Source organism: Algoriphagus sp., assembly GCF_024642405.1.
Taxonomy (GTDB): domain Bacteria; phylum Bacteroidota; class Bacteroidia; order Cytophagales; family Cyclobacteriaceae; genus Algoriphagus.
In genome coordinates, this window is record NZ_JAHEBC010000011.1 from 1 (window position 1) to 24,157 (window position 24,157).

15 protein-coding genes are annotated in these 24,157 nt (G+C 36.3%); 3 read left to right on the forward strand and 12 right to left on the reverse strand.

The genetic code is table 11. The annotated features are described in order from the left end of the window. The 3 genes from porU to Q0L68_RS01800 form a co-directional block, all read right to left on the reverse strand. The coding region (gene porU / locus Q0L68_RS01790; protein WP_296698545.1) for a type IX secretion system sortase PorU at positions 1-2,295 on the reverse strand (2,295 nt) is incomplete at its 3' end. After that, positions 2,292-2,984 (reverse strand): CDP-diacylglycerol--serine O-phosphatidyltransferase, encoded by a 693-nt coding sequence (gene pssA / locus Q0L68_RS01795; protein WP_296698550.1) that lies wholly within the window; start codon positions 2,982-2,984, stop codon positions 2,292-2,294. The genes porU and pssA, both read right to left, overlap by 4 nt. Next, positions 2,981-3,691: an MBL fold metallo-hydrolase gene (locus Q0L68_RS01800; RefSeq protein ID WP_296698553.1), complete on the reverse strand. Its 711-nt coding sequence runs from the start codon at positions 3,689-3,691 to the stop codon at positions 2,981-2,983. Before Q0L68_RS01800 ends, pssA begins: the two co-directional genes overlap by 4 nt. Here Q0L68_RS01800 and Q0L68_RS01805 point away from each other — a divergent pair. From Q0L68_RS01805 to Q0L68_RS01815, 3 genes are read left to right on the forward strand one after another with little or no spacing between them, the layout of a single operon-like run. Then, positions 3,690-4,736, forward strand: coding sequence for an FAD-dependent oxidoreductase (locus Q0L68_RS01805; protein WP_296698556.1), 1,047 nt, complete (start codon positions 3,690-3,692; stop codon positions 4,734-4,736). The genes Q0L68_RS01800 and Q0L68_RS01805 overlap by 2 nt on opposite strands. A 21-nt stretch (positions 4,737-4,757) precedes the next feature. Continuing rightward, on the forward strand, positions 4,758-8,042 hold the full coding sequence (locus Q0L68_RS01810; protein WP_296698560.1) for a biopolymer transporter Tol: 3,285 nt from the start codon (positions 4,758-4,760) through the stop codon (positions 8,040-8,042). Positions 8,043-8,057: 15 nt separating this feature from the next. Continuing rightward, positions 8,058-8,939 (forward strand): YicC/YloC family endoribonuclease, encoded by an 882-nt coding sequence (locus Q0L68_RS01815; protein ID WP_296698562.1) that lies wholly within the window; start codon positions 8,058-8,060, stop codon positions 8,937-8,939. 29 nt (positions 8,940-8,968) lie between these two features. On the opposite strand, the gene Q0L68_RS01820 is transcribed toward Q0L68_RS01815, so the two are convergent. The 9 genes from Q0L68_RS01820 to Q0L68_RS01860 form a co-directional block, all read right to left on the reverse strand. Further along, positions 8,969-10,537 (reverse strand): amidohydrolase family protein, encoded by a 1,569-nt coding sequence (locus Q0L68_RS01820; RefSeq protein WP_296698564.1) that lies wholly within the window; start codon positions 10,535-10,537, stop codon positions 8,969-8,971. A gap of 98 nt (positions 10,538-10,635) precedes the next feature. Further along, positions 10,636-11,307, reverse strand: coding sequence for an energy transducer TonB (locus Q0L68_RS01825; protein ID WP_296698567.1), 672 nt, complete (start codon positions 11,305-11,307; stop codon positions 10,636-10,638). Between the two features lie 144 nt (positions 11,308-11,451). Next, complete coding sequence (locus Q0L68_RS01830; protein ID WP_296698570.1) at positions 11,452-12,126, reverse strand: energy transducer TonB; 675 nt, start codon at positions 12,124-12,126, stop codon at positions 11,452-11,454. 67 nt (positions 12,127-12,193) lie between these two features. Beyond that, positions 12,194-12,565: a VanZ family protein gene (locus tag Q0L68_RS01835; protein WP_296698572.1), complete on the reverse strand. Its 372-nt coding sequence runs from the start codon at positions 12,563-12,565 to the stop codon at positions 12,194-12,196. An 11-nt stretch (positions 12,566-12,576) separates the two neighbouring features. Further along, on the reverse strand, positions 12,577-12,951 hold the full coding sequence (gcvH, locus tag Q0L68_RS01840; RefSeq protein ID WP_296698576.1) for a glycine cleavage system protein GcvH: 375 nt from the start codon (positions 12,949-12,951) through the stop codon (positions 12,577-12,579). 55 nt (positions 12,952-13,006) lie between these two features. Beyond that, complete coding sequence (sprA, locus tag Q0L68_RS01845) at positions 13,007-19,975, reverse strand: cell surface protein SprA (protein ID WP_296698578.1); 6,969 nt, start codon at positions 19,973-19,975, stop codon at positions 13,007-13,009. A gap of 177 nt (positions 19,976-20,152) precedes the next feature. Then, positions 20,153-20,752 carry a Holliday junction branch migration protein RuvA gene (ruvA, locus tag Q0L68_RS01850; protein ID WP_296698581.1) on the reverse strand — a complete coding sequence of 200 codons (600 nt, stop codon included), beginning with the start codon at positions 20,750-20,752 and terminating at the stop codon, positions 20,153-20,155. Continuing rightward, on the reverse strand, positions 20,749-23,019 hold the full coding sequence (locus Q0L68_RS01855) for an NADP-dependent malic enzyme (RefSeq protein ID WP_296698584.1): 2,271 nt from the start codon (positions 23,017-23,019) through the stop codon (positions 20,749-20,751). The genes ruvA and Q0L68_RS01855 overlap by 4 nt, the downstream gene beginning before the upstream one ends. Before the next feature lie 22 nt (positions 23,020-23,041). Further along, the gene (locus tag Q0L68_RS01860; RefSeq protein ID WP_296698587.1) at positions 23,042-24,139 is read right to left on the reverse strand and encodes a DUF4837 family protein; all 1,098 of its coding nucleotides are present in this window, start codon (positions 24,137-24,139) and stop codon (positions 23,042-23,044) included. Between the last annotated feature and the right edge of the window lie 18 nt (positions 24,140-24,157).

A 24,157-nucleotide genomic window follows, 5' to 3' on the forward strand; every position in this document is an offset into this window, starting at 1 on the left:
TGTAAGCGGGTCATTGATTTCTGATTCCAGCAGAATTTCTTGTCCACTTTTTACGGAAGTTAAGTTATCGCCTTCTTTATTTTTAAGGGAAGTAACTTTTATTTCCAATTCTGGAAAAGAGAGTTTGAGGCTTGGATCACCTAAAAGAGAAAAGTTTCGATTGAGAGCACCGTTAAGACTGTTGTTTTTTGTGTTTTTAAAAATTGTACCAAGATCCTGATAAATACCATTTTCTCTTTTAAACAATTCTTGAGAAAAAGCCTCATTGATTGTGAAATTGACACTTGAAAAAACCGGTCTCCCTGTAGTAAGTAACCCAATTGCACCTTTTCCTTTTGCAATAATCAATTCTTCGGCAGCAGATCTTAAAAAAGGACTATCATGCCTTCCAAATTCACAAGTAGCTGTCATCCATAAGGCCAGATTTTTTTGTTTTGGCCAATTGTTGATATCTGAGACTATAAAAATCTCCTCTGCTGCAAGCGTTGTTTCATTTCCGTGACCAATATAGTTTAGAACCAAGGTGCCATTTTCCAAGGTTTTTTCTAAAATTGATTTGGCCTCTGGAGACTTTTGGCTTTCTCCAGCTGTAGCGGAAATTTGTTCGTAACCATCTAGATATAGCTTTTCTTGAATAATATCAGTTGAGTTTATTTTTAAATACTCGGAATGCCTTTCTGCATCTCGCATATGAATATTATTGTCTCCATCATCCACCAAAAATGAAATATTCTTTTTCCAAAATCCTGGCTCATTAAAAGATTCATATTCAATTATTTTATTTACCACATTTATGGCCTCCTCAGAATTAACAACTGGTAAACGACCGATTCCAATTTGAATTAGCTCATCTCCATCCTTACTTTCTTCCCAATTTCCCTGACCAAATTCCAATAGTCCTAGAAAATCATCTGAACTAAAAGTAAATAGAGGGTTCAGGCTATTCCTACTGGAATAAATTGGTATTAGACTCGCTCGGCCACCTAATTTACCTTTGTTGTCAAACGTTCCTTTCCCTAATAGCAAAACATTTTTTAACCCCTTATCAGGATGATATCGAGCAGCTAAAAAATTTCTGATGGCTATAATATCCTTATTTCCATAACCAAATGAATTGTAAATATCAGATAAATAGGCAATTTCAGTATCAATTCCCCTATTAAGCTTATGAGCTTTTAGCTTTTCCGCTGCGAATGAGAAAACTTTGGGAGCAATAATGATGAGTTCTGATGAATTTTCTTTAGCCAAATCTCTGGAAATTGATTCAAAATCTTTTAATTCCGGAGTTTCTGATGAATCAAAAACCAATAGTCTATTACTATTAATGGTTAAACTTGATTGAGAAACAAGTTTTATGGGGTTGAAAAAATCACTGATATCCCAATAATCTAAATCTAGCTCCCTCTCAATTTTATAACGGTCGTTTTCTAAATTAAAATAGATTCCAGTCTTTAAATCAGCGCTTGAATAAGGAATTCCCAAAGCTATGTAATCCCAATATCCAGAGGAATTCAAATCTGAGCTCTGAAACCTAATTCGAATCCTTTCTAATTGATTGGAGCCAGGATTATACTCTACATTAAATCTATTTTCTATTCCTTTTATACCATAGGTTGTATTGGGTATTGCCGGGAATTCTGTTTCATAAATTGAATTATCATCTGCCAGAATTGAAATTGAAGAAGCAGTCAAGGAACTTGACATAATGGTACCAAAGATTTTCCAACTACCTGTAATTCCAGAATTTTCGAAAACTGAAATTGTCCTTGAACTCCCTGAAAAGATTGGTTCTGAAAACCATTTCCTGCCTGAATTTAAGATGTTTGTAATTTCGCCTTTAAAGGCTTTCATCTGGTAAAGGATACCAAAAGTATCTCCAGAATCTTCTACTTGGAGCTCGTCTATTTGTTTAGAGGGATTTCCCACCTCAATTAAATAACTCAGGCTGTCTGTAAATAGATGATTTTGATAATCTAATTCAGCTTTGTCTTCAGTTTTAAAAGTATGAGGACCTTCTAAAAATATATATAATGAGCCGTCCTGAATGGAACTTGGGATTTCTTGTAACTCTAACTGTTCTTCTTTAAGAATTTGAGGAAGCATACCAGGATAGCCATATATCGAAAGATCTTCGATTGAGTTTGCTCCCAGTTCTTTTGCGATCGATTCAGGTATTTTATAAACTCCAGATTCAATGATCTTGAAAGTGTAGAATTTAGTTTGGGAAAACGAATTCCAATAAATCGTAAGACTTATAATAAAAATTAAGAAGCATTTCCTCCTGCTGCGTCTCATTCACTTCTCATTGCGTTTTCTGTTACAGATAAACCAAGGTATGAAATGATAATCAAAGGAATACCTGCTAATCCAAGCCAGACAAATAGTAAGAGACTTACAACTATTAATACATATCTAAAAATATTCTTTGAGAAAGCAAAAGACTTAAATTTCAGGGCTATTAAAGGTATTTCTGAAATGAGTAAAATTGAAAGAGATAAAGCAATTGCAACCACAAAAAATGGGGAAGTTATAACTGTTCCAATTTTTGGCCACTGGATGGCAAAGTGGGGTATTGTGCTGACAAAAAGCGCCGCAGCAGGAGTAGGAACTCCAATAAATCGGTCTGTCTGTCGAGTATCTAAATTGAATTTAGCCAATCTCAATGCTGAAAATAATGGTAGGATTAAAGTACAATAGGGTAACCATTCAATCTGAGAATTGGTTTTTGCCATAGCAAACAAAATAATACCTGGAAGTACTCCAAACGATACTAAATCCGCTAAAGAATCCAGTTGCTTTCCCAATTCACCTTGAACTTTTAATATTCTCGCAGCAAACCCATCGACAAAATCTAAGAATGCTGAAATTAAAATAAACCAGGCTCCTGAGATGATATTTCCATCAAGAACCCAAATAATTCCAATTATTCCTGAAAGTAAATTCAGTAAAGTAATGGAATTGGGAATATGTGATTTGATTTTCAAGATCTTGCTCTTTGACCCACAAATGGGTTGTGTATTTTTTCGAAACCTATGGTTGTTTTTGGTCCGTGTCCTGGGTAAGCTACAGTCTCTTCAGGTAGCGAAAACAATTCAGATTTAATTTTGGCAAATAAAAGGTTTTGATTCCCTCCAGGAAGATCAGTTCTTCCAATGCTACCTTTAAAAATGGTGTCCCCTGAGATTAATTTTTTAGATCCTTCATGATAAAAAACCACATGCCCTGGGGCATGCCCCGGGACATAAATAATTTTTAAAGATTCGTTTCCCACTTTTATACTTTCTCCTTCCTTTAGATAATCGTCAGGTTCAGCACCTTCATACATTTTGAAACCATAATTAGGAGCGTATGCCTCTACAGATTTTAATACAGGTAAGTCTTCTTTATGAATCAATAAAGGAATTCCGAAAGTCCTCTTTGCCCAAGCATTTCCTAAAACATGGTCAATATGACAATGCGTGTTAAGCAGTTGAGTCAATTTGATATTGTTTTCTATAATAAAATTTTTGAGTTCCTGTCTTTCAGATTCTTCATAACATCCAGGGTCAATTAAAGCTCCCTCTCCCGTTTCATCATAAAGGAGGTAAGTATTTTCTTGAAAGGGGTTAAAAGTAAAAGTCTTTATATTAAGCATAGGAAATGTCAGTTCGAAGCCAACAAAATAAAGAATTATACCTTTAATTTGAGACATGGAAATTGATTTTTTGCTAATCGGTCAAGGTATTGCTGGAACAGCACTTGGTTATCGCTTAAAGCATGCTGGGAAAACTATCAGAATAATTGATCAACCTTCAGGAAATCAATCAAGTAGGATTGCAGCAGGATTATTTAATCCAATAACAGGAAGAAAAATGGTAAAAACTTGGTTTGCCGATTTTCTATTTCCAGAAATAAGTCCATTCTATAAAGAATTAGAAAAGCTTACAGGGAAATCCTTTTTACACGAAAAACCTATTTATAGACCATTTCTCACAATTGAAGAACAAAATGAGTGGATGGGAAATAGTGCAGAAGAGGGATTTCAATTGTATCTCGATTCGATTTTCACTGATAGTCAAAACAAAAATTTACGAGATTCTTTTGGAGGAGTTATGTTAAAGAAGTCAGGATGGCTCGACATTAATATCTTTCTTGATTCCATGCAAGAGTATTTTTCTAAGGAATTGATACAGGAATATTTTTCAGAAATGGAATTGAAAAGAGAAGATGAATTTTGGGTTTACAAAGGAATCAGAGCGAGATCTTTGATTTATTGCAATGGTTTAGGTGCCATGGAATCATCCTTCTTTGGAAGTTTACCTTTTGCTCCGGTCAAAGGTGAAATTTTGGAATTAAAACAAGATTTTTGTCCTGACTATATTGTAAATAGAGGTGTATTTCGAGTTCATTTAGGGAATGGAATCCATCGCGTGGGATCTACTTATTCTAAGCATGACTTGGAAGTGGGAGCAACAGATGAAGCTAAAAATGAGATTTTGTCAAAATTAAATTCTTTAGTTGATTTACCAGTAAATGAAATTATATCTCATAAAACTGGGATTAGACCAGCGACAAGAGATAGAAAACCATTTTTGGGTAAACATCCTAAGGCTAAGAGCGTTTACATATTCGATGGTTTTGGAGCAAAAGGCGTTTCTTTGGTTCCATATTTCAGTAAAATGATGTGTGACTATTTAATTGGAGGCACATCCATAAGCAAAGAAGTAGACATAGCACGGTATTTTAATTATATTTAAAAACATCTTTCAGTAAAAAGAATGCGATATCACCTGTTCCGAATATTGATTTTTGCTGGTTTATGGTTGAATTCATTTTTAGTTCTAGGTCAATTTGATCAAGACAGATTCGGTAAAAACAGAGTTCAGCACCAGCAATTTGAATGGTATTATTTTACCTCAAACAATTTTGAGGTGTACTATTATGATCGTGGTGGTGCCAATGCTAAAATGGCCATTGAATTTTTAGAGTCAGAGTTTAATCGGCTGACTCAAATGATCGGTTATGTAGCCTATACTAAACCCAAAATCTATATTTATAATTCTCCTGAGGAATTGCTACAGAGCAATCTTAATTTGAATAAGAAAGAGCTCTATGAAGAAGGTCAGACCGATTTTAACAGATTAATAGCAGAGGTTTCTTACAAAGGCGAAGTAGATAAATTTAAAAGAGATTTACTCTATGCCACCTCCAAAGTAATCATCCAAGAGATGTTGTATGGCTCTTCTGTTGCAGATGCTTTTCAGTCCAACTTAGTAAATGCTTTTCCAGAATGGTATGTGGATGGAATCGCATTATATCTCGCCTCTGGATGGAGTTTAGAAATGGATGATTTTGTTAGACATTATCTAAAAGAGGAAGAGAATCCAAAAATATTAAAGCTTAAGGAAAGAGAAGCTGCCTTAGTGGGACAATCTGTATGGAATTATATCGCAGAGCGATATGGAAGAAGGTATATCTCAAGTATTTTAAACCTCTCTAGAATCAACCGTAATGAAGAAAACAGTATTGCTAATACCGTTGGCCTTAATTACGAAACTTTTAAAACCGAATGGAGAAAATATTATACAACAATTAATGAGCAAGTACATTCAAATTTTAAAGATGTCAGTAGGTCGAATGAAATAGTATCAACTTCTCCGCGGGTTATCGGAAAGATAAATGATATTAAATTCAGTCCTGACGGCTTGAATGTAGCTTATGTAATTAATAATGGAGGAAAATATAAGGTTCAGGTGAGAGAAATAAGTTCTGGAACTGAACGAACTGTTTTGCAAGGTGGTGCGGTTTATCAGGACCAGCAACCAAATTTTTCGAGTCCGGTAATTGCTTGGAGGGATTCAGCAAACTTAGCTATTGCATCATTTAAAAGAGGGTTCACCACTTTGAGACTTAGATCAATAGATGGAACTAGTCAAGACAAAATCTTTTTGAGAAATATCACCCAAATTTTGAGTCTTGACTTTAATGAATCAGGTAGGAATATGGTTCTGTCTGCAATATCAAATGGTAAATCTGATATTTATACATTAAACACAAGAGGGCAGGGGAAGAGGTTAACAAATGATGTGTTTGATGATTTGACTCCAATGTTTTTAAATGATTCTACTATCATTTATTCGACAAATTTTACCGAATTGTCAGATTCTGTGGATGTAAAAGATTTAGAATTGAGTAGTCTTCCTGATGCCTACAATCTTTACATAATGGAGGTTGGAGATACAATTGTAACAAGAAAATTAACCAATACTGATAGTAAGAATATTCTACCTAGAAAATTGAATGGGAATAATTTGGTATACCTAAGTGATCTAAGTGGTATTTACAATTTGATGAGAATGAGTATCGGTTCCCAAATTTCAAATCAGATTTCAGGAAATGACAAGAGTATTGAAGTATTCGATGTAAGTAGTAGAATGAATAAAATTGCTTACGCTTTCAGAGATGGAAGAGAGTCGTTTCTTAAAATAGAAAATTATTCCAGTGCTGATCAATTTACCCCTAGCACCCCTAGGGTTCAATTACAACAAGCTAAATCTTTGAACGAAAGGATTGCTGCTAGAAGGTTATTGGAAGAGAAAGAAAATCCAAGTACAAATGCTATTCAGGATTTACAAAAGCAAGATACTGTGGTTGTTAAGATGGATACCACTAACAAAAATACTGTTACTTCTATTAATCTTGATCGATTGAGATTTGAACCGAAAAATGGCATTGATACTGATAATTATACTTTTGATTCATTACCTAATCCTATCCTTGAGCGTGAGAATACCTCAGGTCAAGGAAATAAAATTAATTTACTGGATAACTTCAGGAAACAGAGTCTTCAAAAACGTGTTTCTGGACCAAGAAGAATGGATCCGCTGTTTTTAACAAATAGCATTAACACAAGATTTGTCGTCGATCCTTTACGAGGTTTTGGATTTAGTTTGACAGGTCATATGACAGACTTGCTAGATAATCATTCTTTTTATGGTGGGGTAATGACTACTTTAGATTTTAGATCAGGTGGTGATTTATTCTTTGAATATGAATATCTCAAAAGTAGAATTGATTTTAGAGCAAGGCTGGATCGGAGAACTATCAGGATCGAAGAAGATATTACTTTCCAAAAATATGTATTGACTAAAGTTGAGGCTGGATTCTCATATCCATTTAATATTAATGCCAGATTTACTTTAGCCCCTTTCGTTGCCAAAACACAATACTTCAATTTGAATTCTGATTCTTTGATCCTAGGTCAAAACCCTGAGCAAAATCGGTTTGATGTCAATTATTTTGGAGGTAGAGCAGAATTTGTTTTGGACAAAACGGAGGCGATTGGACTTTATTCTCAATCAGGCTTTAAGGGAAAGATAGGATATATGCAATATCAGTCCTTCAATAACTCTTCCCGTTCTTTTGGAAACATGTATCTGGATTTAAGGAATTATCAGAAAATCCATAAAAATATTATTCTTGCTTCCAAACTTTATGCAGGGTCATATGTTGGCAATAACCCACAAACTTATATAGTGGGAGGTATGGATAATTGGCTATTCAACGAGTTTTATAGACCTCCTTCCAACAGACCAGAGGCCTCACCGATCCGGAATCCAAATGGAGTAGAGAATTCCAATATCTTGTTTGCAGATTTTGTTGATTTAAGAGGATATGATTACGATGAAATCAGGGGTAGAAATGTAATTTCATTCACCACAGAATTGAGAATTCCAATATTCTCTTATTTAACAAGGGGAAATATTACATCAAATTTTATTAGAAATTTCCAATTGGTAGGTTTCTATGATATAGCTTCAGCTTGGAATGATTCGGCCCCTTGGGAAAAAGTAAATGACCAAAATACTGAAATAATAAATACTGAAGGGTCACCATTTACCATCGTTCTAAATAATTTCAATAATCCTTGGCTTCAAAGTTATGGGGCAGGCCTAAGAACTGTATTGTTAAACTACTATGTGAAATTCGATGTGGCTCAGCCAGTTCGAAATTATAAAAACGAAGATCTCAAGTTCTATGTAACTTTGGGCATCAATTTCTAATATTCAAAACTAATTATGATCAAATCGATGACCGGCTTTGGAAATGCCGGATTCGAGAATGAGCAGATGATGATCCATGTGGAAGTCAAATCTCTCAACTCAAAATTTTTGGACCTTTCCATTCGTAGTCCAAGACAATTTTCAGACAAGGAACACGAAATCAGGAATGTGGTACAAGGTGTTTTGGATCGAGGAAAAGTAAGTGTTTCTATAGAGTTTTTGTCGAAAAGCTCGAAGGATTTGCCCGTGTCAATTAATGAGGAACTTTTTGAAACTTTTTATAAAAAGTTTAAAGAAATGGCTCAATCTGTCGGAGATGATTCCAATGATATTTTCAAATTAGCGCTTCAGGCTCCAAATGTGATTAATAATGTCACTTCTGAAGAAAAGGATGAGGAACAAGAATGGGGAATGATCAAAAAAGTATTGTCGGAGGCCTTAGGTAATTGCAATAAGTTCCGAGTTGATGAAGGAGCTTCTTTAGAGGAAAAATTAAAAAGCAATATTGAAACTATCGCAGAAGGACTTTCAGATATAGTCAAAGAAGAAGGACAAAGAAAGGACAGGATTAAGCAAAAAATTAGAAATCATTTCAGTGAGTGGCTTGATGAAAATTCATTTGATGCGAATAGGTTTGAACAAGAATTGATTTATTATTTCGAAAAGTTGGACATTACTGAAGAGTTGGTAAGACTAGATACGCATTTGAAATACTTTTCTAAAATCATGGAGGAAGATAAAAACCAAGGAAAAAAACTTGGGTTTATCAGTCAGGAGATTGGTAGAGAGATCAATACTATTGGATCAAAAGCCAATGATGCCGGAATCCAGAAATATGTCATATTGATGAAAGATGAACTTGAAAAAATCAAAGAGCAATCCATGAATGTACTTTAAAAAGAGAGGCCTCTAAGCCTCTCTTTTTTTTATTGCATATTTTTTCGAATAACTTTTCCATTAGCTATTCCTGTAGTTTTTCCATTTTTCACGACGACTTTTCCATTGACAATAACATATTCAACTCCTTCAGGATATTGATGTGGATCTGTAAATGTAGATTTATCAATAATGGTTTCTGGATTAAATATGGTGATATCAGCATAAAACCCTTCTTTTAATAAACCTCTGTCTTTAAGCCCCAATCTTTTTGCAGACAGACCAGTCATTTTATGAATTGCTTCTGGAAGTGATAATATTTGCTTTTCCCTTACGTAGTAGCCCAAGACGCGAGGAAATGTACCATAAGCCCTAGGATGCGGGTGTCCATCACCAGGAGAAGAAAGCCTTCCATCCGAGCCAATCATAGTCATTGGGTGCTTCATGATATTTTCTACATCTTTTTCATCCATGGCATGATATATAGTGCCGGTTCCACCGTTAAGTTGAGCTTGAATTACGAGTTCTGCTCCATTTTCAATGGTTGATTCCATTCCTTCCATTTCCAGCCAATCCTGCAAGGTTTGTCCCTCTAATTCTTTTTTCCAACTCACTCTTGAAAATTGTATTCTCCTTAAATCACTTCCACCACGATCATTTAGAATATTGAAGATTATACCTGATTTAATACTGTCTTTCAATTCGGGGTCTTTTACTCTTTCTGCAAATCCATTTCCCTCTAAGGCCCAACTCGGAATCAAAACGCTGATTCCCGTATGGCTTGCGGCATAAGGATATTGATCCATCATGATATCAAGTCCGATATTTCTTGCTGAATCTACCATTGCTAAGGTTTTGGAACTCTTTCCCCACATCTTTACCCCAATTGCTTTATGATGTGTTAAAACAACCGGAATTGAAGCCTGCTTTGAAATGGATATTGCTTCTTGAACGGCTTCAAGTAATCCTAACCCTTCCTCTCTAAGATGAGAGGTGTAAATTCCTCCTTTGTTACTGGCTTCTTTTGATAATTCTATAACCTCATCTACTTCCGAAAATGTACCTGGTAAATATTTAAGTCCTGTAGATATACCAAATGCCCCTTCATCCATACCTATTTTGACGTAAGATTTCATCATTGACAATTCTTCTTCCGAAGGTCTACGATCCTCCATCCCCATTACTTCTTTTCTAATGGTATTATGACCGATTAAATAACCTACATTAGGTCCAAGCATCATGTTATCAAGGCTATCCAAATAACTTCCAAAAGGCCAAGGTCCTCCTCCATCGGGACCTCCCAAAGCAAAAGTAACTCCTTGTCTTAATAAGCTTTCTGCCATAGGTAAATCCATCAAAGGTTCTAAATGAGTATGCATATCAATGAAACCTGGAGATACAGCCAATCCACTAGCATCGATTATCTGAGCCCCTTCTGACTCGCTTATTTTACCAATTTTGATAATTTTATCATCGAGGATTCCAATGTCTCCTTCATAAGGCTTTACACCTTCTCCATTATATATTTTTCCCTTTGTAATAACCAAGTCAAACTTTTTGGACTTTGGTGAGCATGAAAAGAGTATTGCCAAAGCAAAAAAGACTAGAAATCTATTCATGAATAAATGAGGTTAACGTTTAGAATAATCTCTTTGAATTTATGTATAAAAAAAGAAAGCCTATACTATTGATATAAGCTTTCCTGATTTTAAAAAAATTAGTTTAATCTGAATTTAATAGGTATAGTCATTCTTGACCTAACAGCCTTCCCATTTACTCTTCCGGGATTCCAGTTTGGAGAATTCTTTATTACATCTAAAGCTACTTCATCACAACCACCTCCAACTGTTCGGATTACCTCAACATCCTGAATACTACCATCAGTGTTGACAACAAAACGCACGATGGCGGTACCTTCTATCCCCATTCGTCTAGCTTGCGTAGGGTATTTAAGATGATCTTTTAGATATAAATACCATTTTTCCATACCGCCAATAAAGGAAGCTTGAACCTCAACAAATTCCTTTATTTCATCAGGATCTTCAATTATAGGAGGGCCAGTGGGAGCAACTTCTACAGGGATTGGATCTTGATCTACATTGAAATCAATAATTGCGTCTATTTTATCTACAATTACCTCGTCTGGAATCAATTCAATTTCTGGCTGCTGCAAAACTGGTGGAGGGGAGGGAGGCTCTTGAATAGTATTGGGTATATCTAAAATATCCCAGGTATTTTCCTCATTGGAGATGGTTTTTATTTGATAATCTTCGTAAGCCTTCCATTCAAAGGCCACCAAAACTGCTCCAACACTGAGCATTAATCCTAGATTAAAAATCATACCGGACAATTTACCGATGTCTGATCTTGGGTTCTTTTTGTTTTCCATGGGTTTTGTTTGTTTAGGTAAAAATTATACCTAAGAAGATAACTTCTTCATAAACAAGAACCTAGATGGCTAACAAATTTTAACTAAATAAAAAGTTGAGGATATAAGGACAAAAAAAAGACCCGATTGCTCGGGTCTAATATTTTAGCTCAGTTTAAATCTGATTGGAAGTCTCATTCTAGTACGAACTGGTCTACCTCTTTGCTTACCTGGTTCCCATTTAGGAGCCGCAGATACAACTCTGATAGCTTCTTCATCGCAGCCACCGCCAATACCTCTCAAAACATCAACGTCTTGAATAGATCCATCAGTGTTCACAACGAAAACAACGATTACAGTTCCTTCTATACCCATACGTCTTGCTTGAGTAGGGTATTTCAAGTTTTTACTTAAATATTGATTCCAACCTGACATTCCACCTGGAGGATTTGGTTGAGTTTCCACAACGTCAAAGATTTCATCAGCCTTTTCCTCTACAGGAGCTTCAGCAATAACAACTTCTTTGATTACAGTTTCTTCCTTAACATCCACGTCAAAGTTTACTTCGATTTTTTCTTCGATTTCTACTTCATCCGGGATTTCCTCGATGATAGGCTGCTCAACTGGCGGTGGTGGTGGTGGTGGCTGCTCTGTAATTGGAATATCAATTAGCTCTTCGAAATTGTCAGTCACCTGGCCAAGGTCCTTAAGAGCACCGTCGTCAAATGACTTCCATTCAAATGCAGCAAGAGTAGCGCCTACAGCCACTGCCAAACCAAGATTCAGGAACATGCCTGACTTTCTGGTAAGATCAGCTTTAGGAGTCTTTTTTGCTTCCATGGTGAATTGGTTTATACAGGTTAATTTTTTTCTAAATTAGAATAACAAGTCTAAGAATTTAGGACGATTATTCCAAGGTATTTTTTGTGACTGGTAACTTAAAATATGCAAAGAATCCTGCGATTCCACCTATTTCATTAACTACCATGTCTAAGTAATCAAACGTTCTAAATGGTATGAATTGTTGCATGGACTCTAGAATAATTCCTGCTAAAATACCGAAAATCAAGAAGTTAGTCAATAACCTTTTACTAAATTCTCCTTTTTCTTCAGGTTTTATTCCTACCCCACACCAAAGATAACTTAAAATACTGAAGCATATAAAGTGGATGAATTTATCTTGAAAAGAAAAAACATCTACCTCTGGTAAACTATCTCCTGGGGTTAAAATCGCTACAGATACAATTAAAAGCCAGGCAACACTTAAGTATAATCTCAAATCTCAGGATTTTAGGCGCCAACTAATTCTGCATATTCTTCTGCAGATAATAGGCCTGATGCATCCCCAGAAATTTTTACTTTTACCATCCACCCATCACCATAAGGATCAGAATTTACTAGTTCTGGTTCATCAGCAAGTTTTTCATTTAATTCAGTCACTTCTCCAGAAATTGGCATGAATAAATCAGATACTGTTTTCACAGCCTCCACAGTTCCAAAAACTTCTTCGGCATCCAAGGTCTCACCAACTGTTTCAACTTCCACATATACAATATCACCAAGTTCTGATTGTGCGAAATCAGTTACTCCGATGGTTGCTATATCATCTTCAATTCTAACCCATTCATGGTCTTTTGTGTACTTTAATTCTTGTGGAATATTCATATTTGATTTTTTTGATTTTGAGTATCAAAAGTAAAAGAAACAAGCTAAATAAAATCTATTGAGACAAATTAAATCTTAATTGACCTCCAAATGCTGTGGATGATCTTCTATAAGCTGTAGTAACTCTCGGATCGTTAATTGTTCTATCAAAATAAAGAGTAATACTAAGATTTTGATTAATTAAATAACCAACAGTTGGCCTGATCTGAATATTTAAATTTCCATTTGTAATTGTACTTCCCTCTTCTATTTTTCTTTGGACTTGCCTTGTATCCACTACCTTGGTATCTAATCTGAAAGTCAGGTCATTTTTAAGTACTTTTTGTTGACCTCTGATTTTAAAAGGAATTTTAACTCCAGCTTTTGTATAACCAATATTTATCCCAAAATCATTACTTCTTTGTTCAGTTACTTGCGAGTTTGAAAAATTCAACCCAAGATTCCGCTCTTTATTATACTGAATAGCAATATTTAACCGGTCTTTTGTCAATAAATCCACTCCGATTAATGGAGAAAACCTTTCTGTCAAAACAACCTGATTTAAGACATAGATTGGGATGAATTGGCCATCATCATTTGTAATGTTTGGAGTTGGAATTCTTTGCAAATTATTATAAAGCTCTAATCCTTGCTGATATTGAAGTGAATTTGAGAAGTTACTGGCATCGTATGTGGATGTATAACCATGTAAGATGTTAATACTGCTAAACAATTCACTCAAACCTTTTAATCTGGAAAGTCCCCGGTATTCTATTCTCCAATTAGGAAGGGGCGTTTTTGGGAATGGATTTAATTTTGTTTCAGAAGGATCTTTACCTCTATATGCTGCCAAAAATGATGGGATTAATACGTCTTGCCCGTTAATTGAGTACTCACCCCTCGAAGGATTATCGGAATCCAATCTACTTTTTATAATTGATCTATTATTTTCGAAATCAGCAAATAAAGGAGAATTGTTTTCCATATCATCCATTGCAAATGATGTACCGATCATGATGGTTGTTATACTATAAGCTCCAAGTCTATTTGGACTGATAGAAGTGTATTCCCCAGGATTATCTATGGAAGTTCTGAAAATTTCCTGGTAGTCTCCAGTTTCACGTTTAGTGGCATTAAGGGTAATTCTGAAATCAGGGAAAGGTTCAATTAAACTTCCTAACCTCAAATTCATAGCTCTATTTTGGGTGAAAGGTTGGGTGAGTTCTGAACTTGGAGCCATAAAACCACTATTGGCAAGGTTATATCGGATCATGGGATCTTGGCTACCAAAAAGAAATGCCAGACCAGGATTTTCAAATGCTCTGTCCATTCCCAATAAGCCAGTATTTGGTAAATAACCAGGTAAGAATGTTCCTTCTACTAAACCATAATTAAAGGTTATTTCTTTTACCATCATCAACATTTTAAAAAGCTTATTGCTGAATGGCGTACCTATTGTGTCCTCAGGAGTCAAGCTTTCACGACCGGGAATCGAAGGTCTTTTTGGAGCATTTAAAGCAGCTAGTTTTTTATTCTTATTATAAAGTTTGATCAAATCTAGCTTCCCCGTAATTGATTGATCTCTCGTATTTTGGATTACATTTCCAAGCGTGTCTTTCTGCCCGATTGCTCCAGTTTGCCAGGTATAACTAGCCCCATATTTATAATCTGCTCTAATCCAGTCAGTAATTGGGGATTTGTCAAAAGGAATAGTGTAATTCAGGTTAATAGAATGATTGTAATTGGTTTTTCGACCAAATCGCCAAAAGTTACTTTTAACTGAATCTTGTTTTGCCTCTGAATCTAAATCTCCTTCTGGCTCATCTATTACAGCCATTATTCTTGAGGAGTAATCAACTCTTAAGTTTCTGGTTAGATCCCAATTTACCGCGTAAGATCGGTTCATAAAATAGCTTTTCTGGAAGAGTGGATCCACACCTGAAGTGCTAAGTTGATCGTTTCGATATTGAGACCGAAGGAACCTTCTATCAATATCCACCCTTGCCAAAACTAGGGTAGGGGCAAGATTTAGATTAAAATCTTTAATCAGTCTTAGATGAGGTGAATCCAGCCATTTACTATTTTTAAAGGGTTCTATAGATAATGGTTCTGGCTGAAAACTATAAGTTATATTTCCTTTGTAGGTCTTAAAATTATAATCCTGAATTTGGGCATTTGTCTGTTTAACAGTTCCGTAAGCATAAGAAAAAGATAAATTACTTAAATCATAAAATCTACTTTTTGCATCAGGATTAGTTTTTAATTTTCTGACATTATTGAAACTTATATTTTTCCGATTCAACTGATCTAGTGCAATATTTCGGTAGGCATCTCTTTGAGCATTTGTTTCAAATTTTCCTAAAGCAACTTCAAAGGGGACGTCAGGATTTAGAGGGTCATATTCAGGTCTTGTTGAAGAATTTTCAATGCTAAAATACATGGGGATACTAACTCCTAACTGAGCAGGCAAAAGTTTATGCACATCTACATTAGTAGAAATGTCATATTGGGTGGTTGATTGACGAGCTCTTTCCGAAAGTCTGGTTTCCAAACCTCCAAAACCGATTGAATTGTGTCTAATAGAGGCAGAAACTACCGCCACGTCTGCAATTTTAGCATTTAATAAGGCATTTGCAGCCCAGCCATTTGATTTGGTAAATCCAGTAACTCGTAGCTCATTTGCCCAAATACAAATGCTTTTGCTAGAACCACCAGTATCTCCGGGGTTCCTCGCGCCAATCATCATCCCTTGGATAAGACTCAGCTCAGGTCTACCTACCACGGTAACTTTATATTGCCTGATTTGCTGAGAAAAGGGAAGGTTTAGAGGAACTTGATTATTGTCTCTTTCCACTTTTACCCCCACGATTTCCTGAATGGCAATATCGATTTCATTTTCGAGTGGCCAAATTTGTCTTGGATCTCTAGTCCCTTTTGGAGTGATGATTAGAGGGACTTCGATCTCATAATAATTGTCCGTATAATCTGTACCCATTCTTAAAAAAGCTGTGATTTCTCCGTCCATTGCATCCTCCGAATCGGCATGAAGGAACATTTTGATTCTTTCAAACTGAACCAAATCCTGGGTGATATTTCTGAAAACACCTCTGGCATCATGGGGGGCTAGATCTTCTACACAGATTCGAAGCGATTGTTCATTTAGCCTTCTTTCGACGGTGGAAGTATTATCTCGGTCCCTGTTAATGCCTGGAGGTAAAACATATGGACTTTGAGTCGCACTTCCCTGACTATTTTGTTCTATTCCAACTACATCAACTTTTACATTTGATACATCTGGTTCTGGAATTTCGAAAAGGCCTCTATCAAAAAGTGATTCCTGAAAAACTCGCCACTGGCTGCCAATCATTCTGAAGTTCGCCATCCTCAAGACAACCGGCTGCTCGAAATCAGTCAGATACGTTCTCATCCACCTGATAGATTTAAATCCAGTAATATCACCTTGAACTCGATCAGGCTGTCTCACAGGAATTCTAAACAGATACCAATCAACACTCTCGCCGGCTTCATTATGAGTTACTTTATCTACGATATAGTTTTGACCTACTATTAAATTCCCAGGTTCTAAATCAATTTGATATTCGTAATAATTTTCCAGCTCATTGATAGTATTATCTGTATTAAGATCCTCATTATCAGGATTATTTGAACCAGAAGGAGTGTAAGGTAGGTTTTGGTTAGCAGTAACGGGAGTATTTCTCTCCATTCCGTTAAATTTTTTGTACCGCTCAAGAATTTTAGCATTTTGCTGATCGAAATTCTCATCTAAATAATATTGGAAAAAGTCAGCGGATACATCTTGGTTGATTCTATTTCTTGCTTCTGGAGATACGTTTAATCTGTTCAAAAACCTAGACTCAAAAAACTGAGGTTCAAGTTCATTTCTCAATCCGTCTAACCCAACATCCTGATTTTCTCTAGAGGATTCTGAATTGTCAAATGCAGGCAAAAGATATTGTTCTCTAGTGATTCTACCCCATTCGTTAGTAGATGTCTCACCAGGATCACCATCTGCCGGAAGGCCATTCTCAAAAGCATGTCTACCATCTTTCATGACGTCTTCAGAAATATCACCTAGGTTTAGAAATAGCTTACCTCCTGTGGTATTGTTTTCATTAAAAATCCCATCAAGTACTCTTCCGTTTTCCCCTTCGATAAAAGGATCTAAGAGCCAGAATTCTATATATTCTATATTTGTTCGGTCAAAATCAACTTCTGTTGTAATAGCTCTTGTTACACCACCGTAATTCAGCCTTGGGTTTGGTAAAAGGCCATCGAATGTAAGGTTGGTATTGTAATTATACATACCTCTTTCACTTGGGAAATAAGCCAGTTCGAATAATGGTTCAGGTGTAATTATTACCGTTCGATCTTGTTGAGGAAAAATTTCTTGGGGTACAACTCGACGCACATAATGATTTCGTCTATCTTCCCTGGTAATGTTTGAAGGTACGCCGGGGCCACTTTCTCGATAAAAAATATTGTCGATATTATACCAAGCTAATCTTGCTCTTCTGTAAGTAGCACCCAATAAATCTTCTGTTTGATTACTCAAGTCAAATCGATCATCCTCTGTAGCTGGTGTAGAGGCTAACTTCCAATTTTGATTTGCGGCCCCTCCTAAATTAAATGGAGTGACGGCTGCCTCGAAATCATCAATATAAGATGCTTGATCTCCATCTACTTGATTAGAAGTTCCGGGTATCAAATGAGCAAACTCTCCACTCATTTGAATTACAGATGTTTCTTTAGTGTCTGTAAATGGTAGGGCATCAGCCAATTTTGTCAACCATCTTGATTCATCTGCGAAATTTGCATCCAGACCCCAAAGACTATTTCTCAATGTTTCATTTCCAGTGGCTATTCGAGTTACGTTTGGTCTTTCATTCAAGTACAAGAATGTTCCTCCAAGGTTAAATTTATCACTAAACAAGTAATCCAATCTTGTACCCAAAAGACTTCTTGTTTGAAAGGAAACCAAATCGGCTTTTTCGAAACTGACCGAAATCTGTTTACCAGACTGAAGAATGGCATCATTTATAATTACTAACCTTCCAACATTGTAGTCGATAGTAAAATCAACCCCTTCAGTTAACGGAATATTTCCTGCCTGTACTATTACTGATCCTGGTGAAATATTCAATCCGGGTAATTGAATTTCTGAAGCAGAGCCTGCAGTTAACCTTCCTTTAATAAAGTATTTGTTCAAACGGGTCACCAATTCTGCATCAGCCTGAGTCGTTCGATAAAGCGTGTCATAAACGTATTTATCTTTCAGGACTATTTCTCCTGGGAGGAAGTTTTTTTCAAGATTAGAACCAAATGGTTCCAAAACTGGAAATACTAACAGACCTCGATCAGAGAGAATTGTTAAACCTTCTACATAATCAAAGTTCCCATCAGGAGCTGGATCATTTTGTGGATTTAAATTATCTAAGCCAGTTAATCGAATCAAAGGCTTATCTTTCACATTTTCTCCTTCGAGAAGTGATGGGTTATCTAATCCTGTTCGATCATCTCGATAAATAACCTGAAGTTGGAATCCCTCTCTTAATAATTGATTTGCATTAAGATTGTAAACATTTTTCATCATCAGATCCCAAGTAGGAACTCTTGGATTGATTCTGGCAGGGCGTAATAACTTCAGGAAGATCAATTCATCTTCTTGTCGATTTTGATAATCTTCGGTGAGTTCACCCACTTTATAAACTTGACCGTTATATGTGTATTCAAAAGAAACTGCAAGAACTTCATCGTTTTGGAGTTTTCGGAAAAGAGAGAGATAACCTAATTGAGCATTGAAATAAAACTCAGTTGCATTAAGTTTTCTTGAACCGTTAATTTGTTCAAAATCAACCCCTTTTCTAATTCCAAGACTCGATTCCATCGCTCTTGAGCCTGTGTCAAATGGTCTAAAACTTGGATTTTGGGATATATTTCCAAATAGATTATTGGCACCATTTGAAGCTGGGGCTCCTGGTGTTCCTTGTCCTATATTGGGGTTATTAGGGTTTAATAAAACCTGCCCTTCCCCAAGGTCCATGAAAGCAGCGAAATTCCGGAGCGTTTCAGTATTAGAAGCCCGGTTCATGATATAAACCTCAATTCTTGTCACATTTACACCCGATAATACTTGGGGAAGACCTCTTAGCCACCTTTCATAATTATCACGGAAGAAATGTGCTAAAAAGAAATGTCGGTTTTCATCATATTTGGAAGCTTGAATGTCAAAGGAACGTCCCTGGCCGTTGGCATCGATGATTAATTGATCTCTCCTTCCTCTTTGGGTAGAAGCAACCGCTGTAACATTCATTTTACCAAATTGCATCTGGGTTTTAACCCCAAAAAGATTTTGTGCTCCTTGAATTAACCTGTTTTGAACAGGCATACTGACATTTCCGATTTCAATTGATTTAATAATGTCCTCTTCGAATCCATTATATTCTACTTTAAGTTGATTCTGAAAGTCAAATGAATTGTTTGAGTCAAAATTTGCCCCGATTTTCATCTTCTCTCCGAGAGATCCATTGACCGCCATTTGGATTTGTTGGTCAAAATTAAAACCGCCATTTTGTTGTTGACGAATCGGTAAGGTTGGATTATCTATCCTTCTAAAAATTGCACCAAAATCTAGATTTACATATCCTGTGGGGACAATATTTATTTCGCTTCCACCAAAAATCCTATCAAAAGATGGGCTTACAGTCAATGGAGGAATTAGACCTCTACCTTCTACTGCACTTTCTCCATCACCACCTCTTGATCTGCTTCTCCAGTATTCTTGCCGGACCTTATATTCTTGGATTTTGGAAAATTCCTCAAAATCATATTCCTGTTCATTCCCGACTCTTGAACTGTCTAGTTCTTCTACGATGTTGTATCTGAGAGTTGAATCAACCAAAACCTGCACATTTTGATTCGTGAGGGGAGAAGGTAAAAAAGGTGAAATTGGGGTAATAAATGGGTTTCGGAAAGGGTATAGAGGATTTGTCCTCATATTTTGCCAAAGCAAAAATGAAGGTGCCATTCTCCTATTATTTAGAGAATCGATTCGCAATTGGAGGCTATCAGTAACGGTTTGTTGTGCCTGGGAAGTATAAAAGGCAAAAATAAACCCAAACAGAAACAGGTATTTGGGCAAACCACCGAAATACCTCCTCCTGCAAAAAGTCAGTAACTTCCGAAAGTTCAATGCAGCTTCAAATTATGGTGTCTTTAAAGATGCTTTAATTAATTCTTCTAAAGAAATTTCTCTGGTGGTTTTTTTCATTACAGCGGAGATGTTTTTTTCTGCGGCTGCCTTTGGAAAACCGAGAGTTATTAAAGCTTTCAACGCTTCCTCACGGACTTTATTGTCGGATTTTAGGAAACCAAATTGAGTATTCGAAGAGTCAGATCCAGAAGTCTTCCCAACTTTGTCTTTTAATTCCAGAATAATACGCTGGGCAGTTTTGGCCCCTATTCCTTTAACATGCTGGATAGTAGCAACATCTCCAGACAAGATTGCCTGTTCAATCTCCTCCGTACTTAAAGATGATAGAATCATCAGTCCCGTATTTGGGCCGACACCATTGATGGATATTAATAGTAAAAAAAGTCTTTTCTCATCCTCTTCTTTGAATCCATATAGCGTATGCGCATCCTCTTTTATATGAAGAAAGGTGAGGAGCTTGATCAGTTCCTCATCCTTTATTTTACTATATGTCTGGAGTGATGTTTTTACATGGTATCCAATTCCTCCAACATCAATTATGACGTAAGTAGGATCTTTGAATACTAATTTTCCACTTAGATAATCTATCATAAATTCTGAGCAGATTGGGCGTCAACGACAGCTACAGCTACCATGTTAACGATTTCTCTTATTGAACTTCCTAATTGAAGAATATGAACAGGTTTATTCATCCCTAACAAAATAGGGCCTATAGCCTCTGCATTTCCTAGTTCAGCAAGTAATTTATATGCAATATTTCCGGAACTCAAATCAGGGAAAATAAGCGTGTTTGCTCTTTTATTTATCAATTTTGAAAAAGGATACATTTCCTTTTGAATTCCATCATTGAGTGCAACATTTGCTTGCATTTCGCCTTCTATGATCAACTCGGGATATTTTTCTTTTGCCATGGCTGTAGCTTTTGCCATTTTATCAGGAATATCCCCTTTTGCGGATCCGAAATTCGAATATGAAAGTACTGCGATCCGTGGTTCAATATTAAAGAATTTTACAGCTTCAGCCGTTAGTCCAATAATTTCTACTAATTCTTCAGCAGTCGGATTTAGGTTTACAGTTGCATCTGCAAAAAAGTATGGTCCTTTATCTGTATTCATGATATACATACCAGTCACACGTTTTGTTCCTGGTCTTACACCGATTGTGTGCAAGGAAGGCAGTACAGTTTTAGGATAATCTCTGGTAAGTCCGGAAATAAAAGCATCAGCAAGTCCAGTTTCCACCATCATTGCGCCAAAATAGTTACGCTGGGTCACTAATCTTTCAGCATCGCCATAGGTCATACCTTTTCTTTGACGTTTTTTGAAGAGAATCCCCGCAAATTGAGAAAGTTTTTGAGTGTCTTCAAGTGGGTCAATGATCGTTACATTTTGAAGATCCAAAGAGTTTTCCTCAATCAAGGTTAATATTCTTTCTTTATTTCCAAGTAAGATCGGGATGGCTATTTTTTCATCTCTAATAATCTGTGCAGCCTTTAATATTTTTCGATTATCAGCTTCGGCAAATACTACTCGCTTTGGATCTTTCTTCGCCCTAGCAATTACCACAGACATCAATCTTTGATCAATTCCAATTCTTTCCTGTAGTTCAAGTTCATAAGCCTCCCAGTCTAGGATAGGTTTTTTTGCAACTCCAGATTCCATTGCTGCTTTCGCAACTGCAGGTGCAATGGTGGTTATTAATCGTGGGTCTAATGGTTTTGGAATCAAATAGAATCTTCCGAAGCCAAGCTTATCTTCACCATAAGCTTTGTTAACTATGTCAGGAACGGGTTCTTTTGCAAGCTTTGCGATAGCATGAGCCGCAGCAAGTTTCATTTCTTCTGTAATTGCAGTCGCTCTTATATCTAAAGCTCCTCTAAAAATATAAGGAAAGCCTAAAACATTATTAACCTGATTTGGATGATCTGAGCGACCGGTAGCCATAATTAGGTCCTCTCTAGCAGCAATTGCCTGATCATATCCAATTTCTGGGTCCGGATTGGCTAAGGCAAAAACAATTGGGTTTTTTGCCATTAATCTTAATTGATCTTGACTTACGATATTACCTGCGGAAAGTCCTAAAAATACATCTGCTCCAGCTAATGCATCACTAAGCGTATTTAAATCCCGATCAGTACTAAATTCTCTTCTGATATCATCTAAATCTGTTCTGTCGGACCTTAAAATACCGTCTTTGTCACATAAAACAATGTTTTCCTTTTTAATGCCTAATGAAACATAAAATCTTGTACAAGAAATTGCTGCTGCACCGGCACCATTTACCACAAGAGAAATTTCGCTGATATCTTTGTTTACTAATTCTAGAGCATTTAATAACGCTGCCCCTGAGATGATAGCTGTGCCATGCTGATCGTCATGCATGACAGGAATTTTCATTTCTCTTTTTAAAGTCTCTTCAATTTCAAAACATTCTGGTGCTTTGATATCCTCCAGATTAATTCCCCCGAAAGTAGGTTCGAGAGATTTAATAATCTGAATCAGCTTTTTCGGATCCTTTTCATTGATCTCAATATCAAAAACATCAATACCTGCAAATTTCTTAAAAAGCACACCTTTTCCTTCCATGACGGGTTTTGAAGCCTCTGGACCTATGTCACCTAGTCCTAAAACGGCAGTTCCATTGGAAATTACTCCGACAAGATTACCCTTTGCTGTGTATTTATAAACATTTTCTACATCAGCTGATATTTCTTTACAGGGCTCAGCGACACCTGGGGAATAGGCTAATGCCAAATCCATTTGACTTGAAAGAGGCTTGGTTGGAATCACCTCAATTTTCCCGGGTGTTCCTTGCGTATGATAATTGAGTGCGTCCTCTTTACGAATTTTAATTGCCATAAAAGCTTTAAGTTAGTTTGGGTCAGGACCCCTGCTCTTCCGTCCAACTAACATCAGTATTTAAAAGTATGGTTTCTATTTCTCGAAGAGCATCTCTATGAACTTCGTTTGGATAGAAAACAAAACCTTCCAAATAATACAATTTACCTTTCTTTTCATCGACCATGATGTACCCTAAATAGGTTCCTCCCATGCTCAAATTGTTAGTTTTCCAGGAGCCCCTAATTTCTGTTGTAAAATTATCATTTATCACCATGTTTCGGAAAGCTGGAGGGATTTGTTTTTCCGAAACCATAAAAGAAGTTGGGTCATCAGGATCCCCAAAAATCTCTTGTCGTGTAATCTCATCTCTAAGCTTTACGATGTTTTCAGGGAAAGTTTGCTCCTCGCTGGTATAATTTGTTTCATAAAAAAATAGGCTTATATCCGCTCTATTTGCAGTGGGAGTGGGTTGTCTTAGCCAAACAAATCCTGGCTTACTTTTAGCTACTTGATAAGAGGCTGGTACGTTTACATCAATTCCCAGGTTCTTTTTAGTTTCTGCTGAAGCAGCACTATTTTTTCTGGCGAGAATTATTTTCTCCAATCTTCCTCGCTCTCTAACTTCAAAAAGATTAATTAATCTAGCTTTGTTCTTCCTTAGGTTGGCAACAAGTTGCTCTTCATTATTTCCAAAAAGATATAGGACTTCTTGTCCAATCGCATATTCATCTTCCATTCGCAATGTGTAAAGAGACGGGTCTGCTTGGGCCTTTTCTTTTGATTCTTTAGAAAACTGTGAATTTATAACCTGGCTTGCAGCTCCTTTATCGTCAAAAGTTGTGACATAAATTAGATTTGTTGACATTTTGAGCATACGAGTCATTGCCCTGGGGTCTACTCGATTTACTTTGAATCTTGATTCAGAACGAATCATTCCCGGTAGATCCGCCTCAAATATGTCTTTCAATTCATCACCTACAGGTCCAGCCCATTTTGCTGAGTCTATCACTAAAATAATTTCACCGATAGTTCCCCTTGCTTTCGGTTTAGAACTATCTGGTCGATTTGGATCATTCTCACAAGCCGTGAGGAAAAAACCAAGACTACTTAATAAGAAAATATATTTTAGAGCTCTCATATTCTTATGAAATTTTTT

Excerpts from the sequence above, each read along its gene's own strand:
- Q0L68_RS01805 (WP_296698556.1), top strand. The coding sequence starts at position 3,690 with ATGGAAATTGATTTTTTGCTAATCGGTCAAGGTATTGCTGGAACAGCA.
- Q0L68_RS01800 (WP_296698553.1), bottom strand. The coding sequence starts at position 3,691 with ATGTCTCAAATTAAAGGTATAATTCTTTATTTTGTTGGCTTCGAACTG.
- Q0L68_RS01810 (WP_296698560.1), top strand. The coding sequence starts at position 4,758 with ATGCGATATCACCTGTTCCGAATATTGATTTTTGCTGGTTTATGGTTG.
- Q0L68_RS01815 (WP_296698562.1), top strand. The coding sequence starts at position 8,058 with ATGATCAAATCGATGACCGGCTTTGGAAATGCCGGATTCGAGAATGAG.
- Q0L68_RS01820 (WP_296698564.1), bottom strand. The coding sequence starts at position 10,537 with ATGAATAGATTTCTAGTCTTTTTTGCTTTGGCAATACTCTTTTCATGC.
- Q0L68_RS01825 (WP_296698567.1), bottom strand. The coding sequence starts at position 11,307 with ATGGAAAACAAAAAGAACCCAAGATCAGACATCGGTAAATTGTCCGGT.
- Q0L68_RS01830 (WP_296698570.1), bottom strand. The coding sequence starts at position 12,126 with ATGGAAGCAAAAAAGACTCCTAAAGCTGATCTTACCAGAAAGTCAGGC.
- gcvH (WP_296698576.1), bottom strand. The coding sequence starts at position 12,951 with ATGAATATTCCACAAGAATTAAAGTACACAAAAGACCATGAATGGGTT.
- sprA (WP_296698578.1), bottom strand. The coding sequence starts at position 19,975 with ATGGCACCTTCATTTTTGCTTTGGCAAAATATGAGGACAAATCCTCTA.
- ruvA (WP_296698581.1), bottom strand. The coding sequence starts at position 20,752 with ATGATAGATTATCTAAGTGGAAAATTAGTATTCAAAGATCCTACTTAC.
- Q0L68_RS01855 (WP_296698584.1), bottom strand. The coding sequence starts at position 23,019 with ATGGCAATTAAAATTCGTAAAGAGGACGCACTCAATTATCATACGCAA.
- Q0L68_RS01860 (WP_296698587.1), bottom strand. The coding sequence starts at position 24,139 with ATGAGAGCTCTAAAATATATTTTCTTATTAAGTAGTCTTGGTTTTTTC.